At 42.8% G+C, this 13908-nt stretch carries 15 protein-coding genes; 12 read left to right on the top strand and 3 right to left on the bottom strand.

Going from position 1 to position 13908, the window contains the following annotated elements:
• Positions 1-101 precede the first annotated feature (101 nt).
• Positions 102-425: an EscU/YscU/HrcU family type III secretion system export apparatus switch protein gene (locus ABJV04_RS08550; RefSeq protein ID WP_348491109.1), complete on the bottom strand. Its 324-nt coding sequence runs from the start codon at positions 423-425 to the stop codon at positions 102-104.
• A gap of 12 nt (positions 426-437) precedes the next feature.
• Positions 438-2786, bottom strand: a complete 2349-nt coding sequence (locus ABJV04_RS08545; protein WP_348491108.1) for a flagellar hook-length control protein FliK — start codon at positions 2784-2786, stop codon at positions 438-440.
• 210 nt (positions 2787-2996) lie between these two features.
• Here ABJV04_RS08545 and ccmA point away from each other — a divergent pair, with 210 nt between their 5' ends.
• From ccmA to ABJV04_RS08485, 12 genes are read left to right on the top strand one after another with little or no spacing between them, the layout of a single operon-like run.
• Positions 2997-3626, top strand: coding sequence for a cytochrome c biogenesis heme-transporting ATPase CcmA (gene ccmA / locus ABJV04_RS08540; RefSeq protein ID WP_348491107.1), 630 nt, complete (start codon positions 2997-2999; stop codon positions 3624-3626).
• The gene (gene ccmB / locus ABJV04_RS08535; protein WP_348491106.1) at positions 3623-4291 is read left to right on the top strand and encodes a heme exporter protein CcmB; all 669 of its coding nucleotides are present in this window, start codon (positions 3623-3625) and stop codon (positions 4289-4291) included. The genes ccmA and ccmB overlap by 4 nt, the downstream gene beginning before the upstream one ends.
• Positions 4291-5037, top strand: coding sequence for a heme ABC transporter permease (locus ABJV04_RS08530; protein WP_348491105.1), 747 nt, complete (start codon positions 4291-4293; stop codon positions 5035-5037). Before ccmB ends, ABJV04_RS08530 begins: the two co-directional genes overlap by 1 nt.
• Complete coding sequence (ccmD, locus tag ABJV04_RS08525; RefSeq protein WP_348491104.1) at positions 5034-5297, top strand: heme exporter protein CcmD; 264 nt, start codon at positions 5034-5036, stop codon at positions 5295-5297. Before ABJV04_RS08530 ends, ccmD begins: the two co-directional genes overlap by 4 nt.
• Positions 5294-5782 carry a cytochrome c maturation protein CcmE gene (ccmE, locus tag ABJV04_RS08520; protein WP_348491103.1) on the top strand — a complete coding sequence of 163 codons (489 nt, stop codon included), beginning with the start codon at positions 5294-5296 and terminating at the stop codon, positions 5780-5782. The genes ccmD and ccmE overlap by 4 nt, the downstream gene beginning before the upstream one ends.
• A gap of 12 nt (positions 5783-5794) precedes the next feature.
• Positions 5795-7843 carry a heme lyase CcmF/NrfE family subunit gene (locus tag ABJV04_RS08515; protein WP_348491102.1) on the top strand — a complete coding sequence of 683 codons (2049 nt, stop codon included), beginning with the start codon at positions 5795-5797 and terminating at the stop codon, positions 7841-7843.
• Positions 7840-8412: a DsbE family thiol:disulfide interchange protein gene (locus ABJV04_RS08510; RefSeq protein WP_348491101.1), complete on the top strand. Its 573-nt coding sequence runs from the start codon at positions 7840-7842 to the stop codon at positions 8410-8412. The genes ABJV04_RS08515 and ABJV04_RS08510 overlap by 4 nt, the downstream gene beginning before the upstream one ends.
• A complete protein-coding gene (locus ABJV04_RS08505; protein WP_348491100.1) occupies positions 8409-8849 on the top strand; it encodes a cytochrome c-type biogenesis protein in 441 nt (146 codons plus the stop codon). Before ABJV04_RS08510 ends, ABJV04_RS08505 begins: the two co-directional genes overlap by 4 nt.
• Complete coding sequence (gene ccmI, locus ABJV04_RS08500; protein WP_348491098.1) at positions 8842-10092, top strand: c-type cytochrome biogenesis protein CcmI; 1251 nt, start codon at positions 8842-8844, stop codon at positions 10090-10092. The genes ABJV04_RS08505 and ccmI overlap by 8 nt, the downstream gene beginning before the upstream one ends.
• Complete coding sequence (locus tag ABJV04_RS08495; protein WP_348491096.1) at positions 10092-10868, top strand: VacJ family lipoprotein; 777 nt, start codon at positions 10092-10094, stop codon at positions 10866-10868. The genes ccmI and ABJV04_RS08495 overlap by 1 nt, the downstream gene beginning before the upstream one ends.
• Before the next feature lie 28 nt (positions 10869-10896).
• On the top strand, positions 10897-11703 hold the full coding sequence (gene murI / locus ABJV04_RS08490; protein ID WP_348491095.1) for a glutamate racemase: 807 nt from the start codon (positions 10897-10899) through the stop codon (positions 11701-11703).
• A 51-nt stretch (positions 11704-11754) separates the two neighbouring features.
• Positions 11755-12294 carry a hypothetical protein gene (locus ABJV04_RS08485; protein WP_348491093.1) on the top strand — a complete coding sequence of 180 codons (540 nt, stop codon included), beginning with the start codon at positions 11755-11757 and terminating at the stop codon, positions 12292-12294.
• 67 nt (positions 12295-12361) lie between these two features.
• Here the strand turns inward: ABJV04_RS08485 and ABJV04_RS08480 are convergent, their stop codons facing one another.
• Positions 12362-13885, bottom strand: a complete 1524-nt coding sequence (locus ABJV04_RS08480; RefSeq protein ID WP_348491091.1) for a tryptophan halogenase family protein — start codon at positions 13883-13885, stop codon at positions 12362-12364.
• Between the last annotated feature and the right edge of the window lie 23 nt (positions 13886-13908).

Below are 13908 nucleotides of genomic sequence, written 5' to 3'. Positions count from 1 at the left end.
TGCAGCCAGAGTAACCTGTCAGCTTTGAACAACAAATCTTTTTAAAAACAACTAGGTGTAGAAAACAATACGCAAGTAAATGTTAAACAGTGGATAGCTAGTTAGGCTTTAGTTGATAATTTATGCTGACTTGCTGCCCAGCTTTCAGGAAACTTGCCTTGCAATACATAGGAAAAAGCGATGAGCTCAGCTATGACATGGTAGAGTTGCTCGGGAATTTCCTGACCTAAATCCATACTGGCAAGAAATTCACTTAAATAAGGATCTTCATGTACTAAAACCCCACTTTGTTTGGCAAGTGCGACTATTTCTTCTGCTAGATCCCCAAACCCTTTGGCGATCACTTTTGGCGCTTGTTTATCACCTTCTTGGTATTGAAGGCCAACGGCACTTTTGTTTTTTTTCGCTTTTTTAGGATCAGTCATTGTGTCTGCTCATTAGGCTTGGGTTTGAAAAATTTGATACGGGCGAGTATGCAAATGGGCTGGAATTTTACCTAGCTGACATTGGGCTTTTGCCACCTCAATGCCCAAACTTTTCAAGCGTTTTTTAAATAACGGCAGAAAGTTATATACCAGTTCTTTCACTGCCTCGTTGGAGGTGTACAAATCTAGTTCTAATTCATCTTGTTGTAGTCTGGCTTTAGTCAATATTTGGCCAACATCGCCAATGTCCATTTTCATGGTTAAGTGCCAAACCGCAAGTTTACTTTTTTGTTTATCTGCGTTTCCGTGCTTTTCTGGTTCACGTTTTATCAGTAACTCGATATCTTTTTTGTTTTCACCAACGCCACTGGGCAACACGTAATAAAAACTCTCTTGTCCTTGCAAGGCTTGCTCAGCGTTGTTCAATTTGCTTGATTGATGTTGTGCAAACATTCGTCCTAGCTGCTTGAGTATCTGATGCTTTTGCTCCATTTGGTTCAAATCATTTAAGCTGCGCTGGCTTGGCGGTGTAGTGGTCTTGTTTGAGCTAGAAAGCAGGCTACTAACAATTTGTGCGATTTTTTCACTGTGCTGTGGTTGGTTTCGATTTAACTTGGCGGCTAAGCTAATTTGCAACATTGTCATCAGTCCAGCCACTATCCCTTGGGATGAAATTGCTTGGGTAAGCTGAATGGGTGATAAGTTTAGGGGGGCTTGGGTAATTAATTGTTTAATATTTTCCACATCAGCTTCTTTACCCTGTGGTGTGCCTTGTTGCAGCTGTTTTAAGATGTTTTCTACCACCGCTTTGGCCTCGGGCGATTTGGCTAAAATCGGATCCTTCAATGCCACCTCAATATTTTGCAGGGTTTCACTTGGACTAGCAGCTTGAGGTAAAACCCGGCGCATCAATTCACTTATCTGTGTTAGCACTTGTTGTTTCTGCGCTGCAGGTATCGATTCTAATTTGCTGGTTAAGCTTTGCAGTGTTTTAGTTATTTCTGCTGAATCCGTTTGCGCTGGCTTGGCCGTCACGTCTTTAGAATTCAGTTGATTTGAAACCTTGTCAGCAACAGGTTTACCTTGGTTAGCTGATTGCCCTTCAAGCAGGGTTTTTAGAGCTGATTCTGGCTTGGGAATCGCGGCGTCTGCGCGCAAAGCAGAAGAATCAATGGTTTGCGAGGCAGCTTGTTTAGATTCAGTTTGCAAAAACAGCACACTTTTTACTTGTTGCACTTGGGTTTCAGTGAGGGGAAGCTGGGCAACAGGCGTTTTTACAGGGCCTTTTATCTCGCCTTTACCGGATACCAGTAGATCTATACTCACATTTTTTACCCCTGCATCAACTCGTAAAAGCTTAGCCACAGCATTGTCTAAATGTAACTCGGGAAGTTTTGATAGGGTTTCGATTAATGTCTGGCGAGGCACCGTTAAGGATATATTCTGAGATGGATTATTTAGCCGAGCTGAATCAGATTGTAACAATTTAACAATATCTGTTTTGTTTAAATTGAGCATAATGACTTTTTGCTCACCGCTGGTTTGACTGCCAGTTAGGGGACTGCTGCTGTTTTGGTTTGGCGTGTTAGCTTGAGTTTGCAGGTTCTGCTGCGCAGTTTTGTGTGTTTGATTGTTTTGGGCGTACTTGTCGAAGATAACCTGTTGGCTTATGGGCTCTGATTTTGCTGGTTGAATGGCAGCTTTAGGAGCCGAAGATTGGATATTGATATTATCTGTTTTAGCTTGATTTTGCCCGTTATTAGGGCTGTCTGCGGTTAGTTTCACTTGCCACTGATTACCTTTAGGCAGGATCTGCAATTGCACATTTTGTGTGTTTGCTGGCAGTTTTGTCGCTGATGGTAAATTCACACTAAATGTTTCTGATTTACCTTGTATTTGAGCAGATACATTTAGGGTGTTGCCACTGTTACTCAGCATTTTTGCATCCACGGTGACGCTTTTAGCCTGGCCATTAGGTGATGCATTGCCACTGATGGCATTTAAAATGGTGGCCAATTGTTTTTGATTGAGGCTGGCGATAACTGCTTGCGCGTCTGTTTTGGTTGACGGGCTAAATAATAATAGTTCTGAAGTAGTATTTTGATTACCCGACGAACTGGTATGATTCTGCAATTGTGCTTGCACTTGGGTGGCGTTTAAGGACTGAGGCAAGTTAGTGGGTTTTGGCAAGGTTACAGTTTGTTGCTGTTTGGGTAAGGTTAAGCCAATTTGATTGTTTGCTAAGAACTGCACAATCACTTGTGCTGCTTGTTTTGCTACTGGCGAGTTTGAAGACAGCTTCGTAAGTTGAGCTGCGGCCTGGACAAGTTGCTGTTGAGCATTAAGTGATATATCTGACATAAACAGGTTATCGGCAACACATCAGTAGATTAAACACTGACTAAGCATAACCTGTTGTAGATATAGAATCTAATAGCTGGATTTGGCTTTTTGCTATGGTATCATTTGCGCCGATTTTTCGGCTGGATGTTTTCACAAAATCGAAATATTTTTGATTTAACAATTAGTTAAGTCTTTGTTGTATATAGCCTAACTGGAGAATGACTCAACTTGGCATTGTTACGTGGGCAAAATTTGGGGTGTGTAAAACAAGATCGAACTTTGTTTGAGATGGTTAATTTTTCAATCGATCCCTCCCAATTACTTTATGTGCGCGGCCAAAACGGCGCTGGAAAAACCAGTTTGTTGCGAATTTTGGTTGGCTTAAGCGATCCTGCTGAGGGGCAAGTAGAGTATAAACAGCAAAATATTCAAACTGTCAGTGAGCAGTATTTTCAAGATTTAATCTATTTTGGACACAAACTAGGGTTAAGTCTGAATCTAAATGCCATTGAAAATTTACGATTTTGGTGTCAATTAAATCAAGTGAGCTGTACGGAACCTGCGTTATTCGATTTACTTGCCGAGCTTGGCTTGGTGGGCTTAGAAGATGTTCCCGTGAGTCAGCTTTCTGCTGGCCAGCAACGGCGTGTCGCGTTAGCCCGCTTGTGGTTGAAGACCGACGCTAAGATTTGGATTTTAGATGAACCCTTTACGGCCTTAGATGTCCAAGGTATTGCCTTGTTGCGAAACAAAATGATTCAACATTTGAGTGTGGGTGGGGCGATAATTATTACATCTCACCAAACCTTAGATGTGGATTACCCCACATCTGAATTGTTGTTGGAGTATCGTATATGACCTCCACACTGCTAGCGGTTTTCAAGCGTGACTTGGCCTTGGCGTTTCGTCAACGAGCTGAGCTATTGCAGCCAATGATGTTTTTTGTTTTGGTGATCAGCCTTTTTCCGTTAGGTGTTGGCCCAGGCCCTGAAATTCTGCAAAAGATTGGTCCAGGGGTTATCTGGGTGGCGGCTATCTTATCTTCCTTGTTAGGCATGGAACGGTTATTCCGAGACGATTTTCAGGACGGCACCCTTGAGCAGATAATGCTAAGTGGTGCACCTATGGCCCTAGTCTGTTTGGTGAAGGTGGCAGTGCATTGGTTGGCCAGCATTGTGCCGTTAATTTTATTGTCGCCACTGTTAGGGCTGTTTTTAAACCTGAGTTTAGAAATGTATTGGGCATTGCTGGCTACCTTATTGGTTGGTACCCCTTTACTTAGTTTGGTTGGCGCTGTAGCGGTTGGCTTGACGGTAGGGCTGCAAAAAGGCGGCGTGCTGCTGGCCCTGTTATTGTTACCGGTTTTTGTACCTTTACTGATATTTGCCACGGCGGCGGTAGATGCAGCCTCGTTACAAATATCCTATTCAGCCCATTTAGGCTTAATTGGAGCAATGTTATTATTCGCTCTTGCACTGGCTCCTATGGCCATTGCCTATGCATTAAAAGTGAGTCAAAGTTAATGTGGAAGTGGTTACATCCTTACGCTAAATCAGAGTCAACTTACAAACTCTGTCAAACCTTATTGCCATGGTTTTCAATCAGTGCAGCAATAACCCTAGTCATTGGCCTAATTTTAGGACTGATGTTTGCGCCAGCTGATTACCAACAAGGTGATTCTTTCCGGATTATCTATATCCATGTGCCTAGTGCTATTACCTCCATGAGTGCCTACGCGGCGATGGCTGTGGCTGCCCTTATCGGTTTGGTGTGGCAAATTCGTACGGCGTATATGGCGATGATTGCCATTGCTCCTGTCGGCGCGATGATGACCTTTATCGCTTTATTTACCGGGGCTGCATGGGGCAAACCTATGTGGGGCACATGGTGGGTATGGGATGCACGCCTAACCTCCGAACTGGTTCTGTTGTTTTTATATCTTGGGGTCATTTCCCTATACAAATCCTTCGATGACAAGGTACAGGCAGGCAAGGCTGCAGGTGTGATGTCCTTAGTGGGCGTTATTAATCTGCCGATTATCCATTTCTCCGTTGAATGGTGGAATACCTTGCATCAAGGGGCAACCATCAGCAAGTTTGATAAACCCTCTATTGCACCTGAGATGTTTTGGCCATTGATGGTCAATCTGTTGGCGGCAGTCTTATTAATTGGGGCAATCACCTTAAAGCGTTTGCAAAATGAGTTGTTACGTCGCGAAATACACCGTCCCTGGGCGGTAAAAACCTTATTGAAAGAGGGGAAATCATGACTTTTCAATTTGATTCTTGGCAAGCCTTTTGGGACATGGGTGGATATGGCTTCTACGTATGGTTGGCCTTTGGTGTTTCATTTGTAGCTGTTTTGTTGGTCGTTTACGAGAGCATTTGGGCTAAAAAGCAGCTCATTAAAGCCGTTAATGCGCAAATGGCGCGAAAAAAACGTATTAAACAAAATAAACAGAAAAAAGCGGCGGCAATAGCCGAACAAGAATCCCAATCGAATTCTGAAAAAGAAGGTGAATTATCGTGAACCCAAGACGTCAAAAACGTTTGTTTGGCATATTGGCAATTGTGCTTTTAGTGGCCGCTGCCGTATGGATGATGCTCAGTGCACTGAGTGAAAATATTGACCATTTTTATACTCCCTCTGAAATCATCGATGGTAAAGAAGGTATTAAACCAACCGTAGGTCAACGTCTGCGAATTGGTGGCATGGTTGTTCCTGGCAGTGTTCAACGTGATCAAGAAAGTTTGTCCGTGAGTTTTGATTTGGCCGATGTCGGTCCTATTGTGACGGTGCGCTACGCGGGGATTTTACCAGACCTATTCCGAGAAGGTCAGGGCATAGTGGCTACCGGCCGACTAACGGAAAATAACCTGATTGTGGCCGATGAAGTTTTAGCCAAACATGATGAAGAATATATGCCGCCAGAATTGGCTGAAAAAATGAAAGGCATTAAGCATGTGAAACCCGACAATTTACAATCAGAACCCAAATCTGGTTCTGGCTATTAGGATAAAAGAAACATGTTTGCAGAATTAGGACACTTTTCGCTGGTATTGGCCTTACTCATGTCAATGCTATTGTCTGTTTATCCAATGTGGGGCGCGTACAAAAACCAAGTCCAATATATGGCTCTTGCCAAACCATTGGCCATAGGTATGTTTTTGTTTACTGCTATTTCATTTGGCGCTCTGGTAAACGCGTTTTATACGGATGACTTCAGTGTTGCTTATGTGGCCAACCACTCAAATAGCTTGTTGCCTTGGTATTACAAGATTACCGCAGTATGGGGCGGCCACGAAGGTTCATTTTTATTGTGGATTTTGATCTTTTCAATTTGGACTGTTGGCGTTGCCGTATTAAGTAGAGGTATTCCTCAAGCCATGGTTGCCAGAGTACTGTCAATTTTGGGAATGGTAGCAATTGGCTTCTATTTATATTTATTACTTGCTTCTAACCCATTTGAGAGTCTTTTACCTTTTTATCCCGTGGATGGGCGAGACCTTAATCCTTTGTTGCAAGATTTTGGCATGATTATTCATCCTCCTATGTTGTATATGGGGTATGTAGGATTTGCCGTTGCTTTTGCTTTCGCTATATCGGCGCTTCTTTCTGGTCAGCTTGATTCTACATGGGCCCGCTGGTCCCGCCCTTGGACCTTAGCCGCATGGTGCTTTTTAACCTTGGGTCTTTCTTTGGGCTCGTGGTGGGCTTATTACGAATTAGGTTGGGGCGGCTGGTGGTTCTGGGATCCAGTTGAAAATGCAGCCCTTATGCCTTGGTTAGTGGGAACCGCGCTGGTACATAGTTTAGCGGTAACCGAAAAACGTAAAATATTTAAATCTTGGACAGTGCTTCTGGCTATATCTGCATTCTCTTTGAGTTTATTAGGTACCTTCTTAGTACGCTCTGGTGTGCTGGTTTCTGTGCATTCATTTGCCAGTGATCCCACTCGAGGTTTGTTCATTCTGGCTATTTTAGGTGTGGTTGTTGGTGGTTCGTTAGTCTTGTATGCCATCCGTGCACCTCAACTTAAAAGTATTGGGCGCTACGAATGGTTTTCCCGTGAAGTAATGCTAATTGGCAATAATTTGTTATTAACCGCCGCTACTATTGTGGTGTTAATGGGCACATTATTACCTTTGGTGCATAAAGAAATTGGCTTAGGTTCTATCTCGATAGGTGCGCCATTTTTTAACCAAATGTTCACTTATTTGATTGTGCCCTTCGTGTTACTGCTTGCCATGGGGCCACTGTCTCGCTGGAAAAAGCAGTCAGCTAAAGCGATTCAAAAACAAATGTTAATTGGCTTTGTCATTAGTGTTTGTGCTGCCCTTCTTATTCAGGCTAGTTACAACCAAATGACCTATATGGCGACTTTGGGATCAATTTTAAGTGTGTGGATTTTGGTTTCAACCCTGCAAGAAATCATGCAGAGAGTGGCTAAGGAAAATAACAAAACCAGCTCTTCAACAACTTGGCAACGATTACGTCGTTTAACACCAAGTCATTGGGGAATGGTGTTGGGACATTTAGGGTTTGCGGTAACTTTGATCGGTATTACCCTCGTGAGTAATTACGATCAGGAAAAAGATGTGCGCATGCGCACTGGAGATGTGGTTGAAATTAGTGGATACGTTTTCCAGTTTAACGGTGTCAGAGAGTTAACAGGCCCGAACTATTACGGTCATGTGGGTATCGTCGATGTGTATACGGATACAACGTTAACTGAAAAAATCACTCATCTTGAAGCTGAAAAACGGTTTTATCCTGTGCAGCGTTCGAGTATGACCGAAGCTGGAATTGATAGTGGTATTTCCAGAGATTTATTCATGGCATTAGGTGAACAGCTAAATGACGGTGCATGGGCGGTGAGAATTTATGTCAAACCATTCGTAAATTGGATTTGGGCCGGTTCTATTATTATGGCGTTAGGTGGATTGTTGTCGATATCCGATAAACGTTATCGTATGGCTAAAGTGGCCAAAGTTAAGCAGCGCCTAAGTGGCGAGCAAACAGCTACGGCAACTAGCTCTGACGTGTTAGCAACCAAAGCACAAGGACAAGCATGAAAAAGGCCTCTTTATTTTTAATACCAATAACCTTATTTGTGTTGTTATCGGTTTTTTTATACAAAGGTTTGTATGGCGATCCTAGGCAACTAGATTCCACGGTATTAAACAAACCCGCACCTAACTTTGCTTTGCCTGATCTGATGCAGCCGGATGTGATCTACGATCCATCCATATTTGCAGGCCAAGTGACCTTGATGAACGTGTGGGGTGTGTGGTGCGTGACCTGTGCTGTTGAACTCCCTTATTTAACTGAATTGAGTCAACAGGGGGTGCGTATTATTGGTCTGTATTACGACCAAGATACCGACCCAGATTTTGGGATTAAAAGTATTCCCACCATTCAAAAAGAAGTGGCTGCTAAGTTGGCGCAACTGGGCAACCCTTATGAGTTTAATGTGTTCGATGTAAAACGAGATTATTCCTTGGACCTAGGGGTTACTGGTGCACCAGAAACCTTCCTAATTGATAAGCAGGGTGTGATTAGAATGCATCATATTGGTGATATTAACACTCGGGTTTGGCGAACTAAAATTGCACCTTTATACAACGAGTTAATAGCCCAATGAAAAAATTAATCCTGTTATTCGTGTTGTTTACCAGCCCACTTTGGGCGTTGGAAGAAGCCTATACCTTCGATGATCCGGTAAAACAAAAAATGTTTTTGGACTTGACCGAAGAACTGCGTTGTCCTCAATGTCAGAATCAAAATATTGCTGATTCTGATGCCATGATTGCCCATGATTTGCGCCGCAAAGTTTACGAATTACTGAACGAAGGCAAAAGTAGAGAAGAAATTGTTGATTTCATGAAGTCTCGTTATGGTGACTTTGTATCCTATCAGCCGCCAGTAACACCGTTGACCATTTGGTTGTGGTTACTACCGGTTATTTTTGTCATCGGTGCTGCTTGGTTCGTTTTTACTCAACGTAAAAAGCAAGTGAATGATTTTGATGAAGATGTGCTAGCAAAGGCAGATTCGTTATTGGAGAAAGAAAATGACTAGTTATTGGCTGGGTTTTGCCATGTTGTCGGCCATTGCTGTGGGAATTTTAGTTGTTCCTTGGTTACTTAAACGCAATCGACATAACCAAGATGTGTTGACCAACACCCAAATTATTAAACAGCGGATGCAAGAGCTAAGTCGTGAAGTGGATGAAGGCTTAATCTCGTCTGATGATAAAGACATTGCAATTAAAGAACTAAAACTAGCCTTAGTGGATGAAACTGTTGCCAGTACAGAACAACAACAAGCCGCTTCTTGGCCGTTGTTTTTAGGTATTAGCGTTAGTGTGGTGTTGTGTGCCATTTTGTATTACAAAAGCAACGAAGTGGCGGATTTACAACATTGGGAAGGGGTTAAACAGCAGTCTTCTGAATTGGCTAAACGGATCGTTATTGAAGGGGACTCCAGTGTCACCTTAGATGAGTTAAATGATTTCAGTTTGGCCATGCGCAGCAAACTTGTTGGCGCACCTGATGATTATATTGGCTGGTTGTTATTAGGCAGATTACATGCTTCGTTAAATCGCCTAGAGTCTGCTTTACAAGCCTTTGAAAAAGCGTATTTATTAGCACCAGAACACAGTGGTGTACTATCTAGTTATACACAAACTTTGGTTATGACAGGTGAAGAGAATTATATTCGCAAAGCGCAACGATTGTTAAAATCAATGGTCCAGAGTAACCCACAAGATATGAATGCTATCGGCATGCTAGCGGTGGCATCTACTCAGTTGGGGGATACACAACAAGCACTGAGTAGCTGGCAACAATTGAAGTTAATTTTACCCGCTGATGATGCAATGATCGCAGAGGTGGACAAGCGTATTGAACAACTTAGTCCTGGGGCGGTTGCACCTCAAGTTGATGAACCTATCGAGGTTACAGACGCGGATACCTCGGTATTAATTACTGTATCAATATCCGATGAACTTGCGGCTAAAATACCAAAAGATGCGTTTATCTTTGTGTTTGCACAAGATGCCAAAGGTTCAGTAAGAATGCCAGCCGCGGTGGTCAAAAATCGATTGTCTGACTTACCGCTACAAGTAAAATTGTCTGATGAGAATGCAATGTTACCGAGTTTTAAATTATCTCAGCTAGAAAGTGCGAGGCTGGTGGCACGAATCTCCCTAGATGAAAATGTGGCCCAAGCTAAAGGCGAACTGCAAGGCGAAGTGACAGTGACACTGCAAGCAGGTAATCAAATCACTCAGTCAATAGTTATCGATAAGGAAGTGATGTAATGAAAGCAAAAATTTACTTGCTATTAATTGCAGCATTTGTGCTTGGCGGCTGTGCTTCTCAGCAAGCTGTTAATGGACAAGTTCAAGAGGTTGAATATAACGATCCCCGTGATTCAGTGGAAGGGTTTAACCGTGCTATGTGGGATTTCAACTACGACGTACTTGATGCCTATATTTTGCGACCTACAGCCGTGGTTTACGTTGATTATGTTCCCCAACCTGCCCGACAAGGTTTGCACAACGCCGCTTTGAATTTAGAAGAACCTTCCAACTCGGTGAATAACTTATTGCAAGGTAAAGTTGGCGGAAGTTTAGCTAGTTTAGGACGATTTGTGCTCAATTCAACTGTGGGAATCCTAGGCATATTTGATGTGGCCAAGGAAATTGGCTTAGAAAGGCAAGAAGAAGAGTTTGGAGAAGTGTTAGGTAAGTATGGCGTTGGTACGGGTACCTACCTAATGTTGCCAGCCTACGGCCCTACAGATCTTCGTTCTTTGACCGGTGACTTTGTGGATTCATCCTATTTTCCACTGCAAGATCTGTCATTTTACGTAGCGGCGGTGCGAACTGGTATTAAAGTGCTTGAAGCCCGTGCTCAACTGATGGAACAAGAAGGGCAACTGGATCAATCACTCGATCCCTATGCCTTCGTGAAAAATGCTTATTTCCAAAACCTCGAGTTTCGTGTCACCGATGGAGAGGTACCGCAATCTGATTTGAATACTGATCCGGAAGAAGAAAGCGAAAACTTTGAAGACTTTTTAGACGACCTTTAGGGTCGTCTGTTTATCGAGAGGGCTACCCTTGCTAACGTGTGCAAGTCATGCTGCTATTGGCGTGTTTGATTCAGGTGTCGGTGGTTTATCCATCGCTGCAGCAATTCGCCAACTATTACCCCATGAAAATATCATTTACGTTGCCGATAGTGCCAATGCTCCCTATGGCGGTAAGCCTGAACAGATGGTTTTACAGCGCTGTCAGGCCATTGTCGAGTTTTTAATGGCCCAACAGGTGAAACTAATAGTTGTGGCCTGTAACACTGCAACCTTAACCTGTATCGCCAAGTTACGTGCACTTTATCCCATTGAATTTGTTGGTGTTGAACCTGGTATTAAACCCGCGCTAAATGCTAGCCAAACAGGCACCATTGGCGTGTTAGCCACCCATAACACCATCAAAAGCCAGCAATATCAGCAATTAGTGGCAAGATTGAAAACCCAAAATACGGTGCTGTCTCAAGCTTGTCATGGTCTAGTGGAAAAGATTGAAGCAGGGGAGTTTGATTCACCCGCAACCCAAACATTAATTAAACAATATGTGTTGCCTCTAATCACCCAAGGCGCGGATCAAATCGTCTTAGGTTGTACTCATTACGGTTTTTTAAGTCGGCAAATTCGCGGTATTGCTGGTGAAAATACACAGCTAGTAAATACCAGTGATGCCATCGCTCGCCAAACCTTGGCAGTGTTAACTCGCAATGAAATGCTAAACAGCAGCCAACCACAAGGGCAAACCAAGTTATTTTCCAGCCGCTGTAATCCAGACTTTTTGGCTGTATCTAAGCTGTTGTGGCCTAATGAAATTCAACAGGCTCATGAATTTCCACACTAGCTTGAGTTGTTGGGATATAGTAACCCTGTTTCCTCGGTTCGGTGTGTCAATATGCGCATGATATTTGCGGTTATTTTTAGTTATTTGCTGTCGGCCTGTGCCAGTCAGAACACTCCATACCAAGGCGAAAACTTGGTCATCCCCTCTATTCAAGTACTCAAGTCTTGGCAATTATTTCAAAAACAAGACGACACTTATCGTTCTAACATGTGGCAAAAAAAAGGACAGCGTTGGGCCGATACCTTTGCCGTCAGTATTTATGCTCAACACCAAGAAAATCTGCAACAAAAACGTACTGAACTAGATGCGCCAGGCAAATCCCACTGCCAGGCATTCCAATCCATCGATATGCAACACCCTAAAATACAGAATGTAGCATATGAATATTGGCAAACCCGCTGTGAAGTGAATGGCAAAGTTGTCGCCCGGATGATGCATTTAATGATCCAAGGGCAAGAAAGCTTTTACCATATCCAAAAGGTCTGGGCATTTGATGTGCAAGAGCCGGAGTTTTTGTTTTGGAAAGAGCAAATGGATGACACTTTTTTATGTAATTTAGGAGCAAGTAAGCACACTTGCCCCATGGAGTAGAATCACTAAGTTAGCTCAACAACAGCATCGAATTTATAACTTCAAACCGAGGCAAGCTTCAGTGGATTTAATTGTTGTCATCCACGGGATTAGCGGAGCAGTGTTTAGCAATAAATTGCGCTTGGCTAGGCATATAATCTACCGATTGTTCGATAACACTTTTGACGTTTTCCATTCGTTTGTGGATTTGTTCTTCGCTAAGTACGTCAACCATTGGATGATAACCTTCGGGCATAATACCTTGTCCAACCATTACACTTAACCAGCTTGTTTGATTAAACAATTCTTCATCCTCGCGGAATATGCGTCCATTTGCTTTAAATAAATCTATTTTCCGTTGCAGGTATTCGGGAATTTCCATATTGCGTACGTAATCCCAAAACGGCGTATCGTCTCTTTCTGTGACTTTGTAATGTAAAATAATAAAGTCGCGAATACGTTCCATTTCCAAAGCCGCCTGTTGGTTATAGGTATCAATGTCGGATTGAAAAAATTGTTTTGAAGGGAATAAACTCATCAGCCGAGAAATGCCGCTTTGAACCAAATGGATAGCGGTTGATTCTAGAGGTTCAATAAAACCGCCAGCCAAACCTATTGCTACACAGTTTTTGTTCCAGAATTTTTTTCGCATACCGGTTTTAAATCGAATTATACGAGGATCGGTTAATGGCTCTCCTTCTATTCCTTCTAGCAGTATCTTTTCGGCTTCTTCATCGCTCATAAATTTAGACGAATAGACATGCCCATTGCCAACGCGATGTTGCAGGGGAATACGCCATTGCCAACCCGCTTCTTGTGCAGTAGAGCGGGTATATGGCACTGGTGCTTCCGTGGTTTTACTTTGCACAGCAACTGCACGGTCACAGGGCAACCAATGACTCCAATCTTCATAGCCAGTATGCAGTGCTTGTTCAATTAGTATGCCTCGAAAGCCACTACAATCTATAAATAACTCACCTTCGACTACTTCACCATTGTCTAATACTAGGCTTTCTATAAAACCATCACTGTTACGCAAATTCACGTTCGTTACTTTGGCATCAGTGCGTTTTACACCGTGTTTTTCAGCAATTTCACGCAAATATTTTACGTATAAGTTTGCATCAAAATGAAAGGCATATGCGATATTGTTTAATGGCGAGTTGGGGGTGTTGATTGAACGCATCATCTTGCCTGATTTGGCGGCGACACTGTTAAACGAATAATCTTGTAAATCACCAGCTTTACCGAGTTTTGACATCTTTAACCAAAATTGATGAAACTCGACCCCTTCAAAATTCAGCCCTATAGTGCCAAATGGATGCATATAGCGATGATCTAATTTTTTCCAATTAACAAACTCAATACCATGTTTGAAGGTTGCTTGGGTTTTTCTAACGAATTCATCCTCGTCTAATCCAAGCAGATCATTGAACAGTTTAATTTGCGGAATCGTTGCCTCGCCGACACCGACATTAGAAATATCACTGGACTCTATTAAGCGAATATTCATGCCGTCTTGGCGCAACAAGGTGCCTAAGGCTGCCGCAGTCATCCAGCCTGATGTGCCTCCACCGACGATGACAATATTTTTAATTAGGTGCTCGCTCATATGCTTTTCCTAGTTTATAAATA

This window comes from Aliiglaciecola sp. (assembly GCF_039982535.1).
Classification (GTDB): Bacteria; Pseudomonadota; Gammaproteobacteria; order Enterobacterales; family Alteromonadaceae; genus Aliiglaciecola.
The sequence above is the reverse complement of the archived record's forward strand: the minus strand, read 5'-3'. Positions and strand labels throughout refer to the sequence as shown.

What these genes read in the sequence shown, in the direction of transcription:
- ABJV04_RS08530 (WP_348491105.1), top strand. Translation starts at nt 4,291, where the DNA reads ATGTGGAAGTGGTTACATCCTTACGCTAAATCAGAGTCAACTTACAAA.
- ccmB (WP_348491106.1), top strand. Translation starts at nt 3,623, where the DNA reads ATGACCTCCACACTGCTAGCGGTTTTCAAGCGTGACTTGGCCTTGGCG.
- ABJV04_RS08495 (WP_348491096.1), top strand. Translation starts at nt 10,092, where the DNA reads ATGAAAGCAAAAATTTACTTGCTATTAATTGCAGCATTTGTGCTTGGC.
- ABJV04_RS08510 (WP_348491101.1), top strand. Translation starts at nt 7,840, where the DNA reads ATGAAAAAGGCCTCTTTATTTTTAATACCAATAACCTTATTTGTGTTG.
- ABJV04_RS08515 (WP_348491102.1), top strand. Translation starts at nt 5,795, where the DNA reads ATGTTTGCAGAATTAGGACACTTTTCGCTGGTATTGGCCTTACTCATG.
- ABJV04_RS08485 (WP_348491093.1), top strand. Translation starts at nt 11,755, where the DNA reads ATGCGCATGATATTTGCGGTTATTTTTAGTTATTTGCTGTCGGCCTGT.
- ccmD (WP_348491104.1), top strand. Translation starts at nt 5,034, where the DNA reads ATGACTTTTCAATTTGATTCTTGGCAAGCCTTTTGGGACATGGGTGGA.
- ccmI (WP_348491098.1), top strand. Translation starts at nt 8,842, where the DNA reads ATGACTAGTTATTGGCTGGGTTTTGCCATGTTGTCGGCCATTGCTGTG.
- ABJV04_RS08550 (WP_348491109.1), bottom strand. Translation starts at nt 425, where the DNA reads ATGACTGATCCTAAAAAAGCGAAAAAAAACAAAAGTGCCGTTGGCCTT.
- ABJV04_RS08480 (WP_348491091.1), bottom strand. Translation starts at nt 13,885, where the DNA reads ATGAGCGAGCACCTAATTAAAAATATTGTCATCGTCGGTGGAGGCACA.
- ABJV04_RS08545 (WP_348491108.1), bottom strand. Translation starts at nt 2,786, where the DNA reads ATGTCAGATATATCACTTAATGCTCAACAGCAACTTGTCCAGGCCGCA.
- ABJV04_RS08505 (WP_348491100.1), top strand. Translation starts at nt 8,409, where the DNA reads ATGAAAAAATTAATCCTGTTATTCGTGTTGTTTACCAGCCCACTTTGG.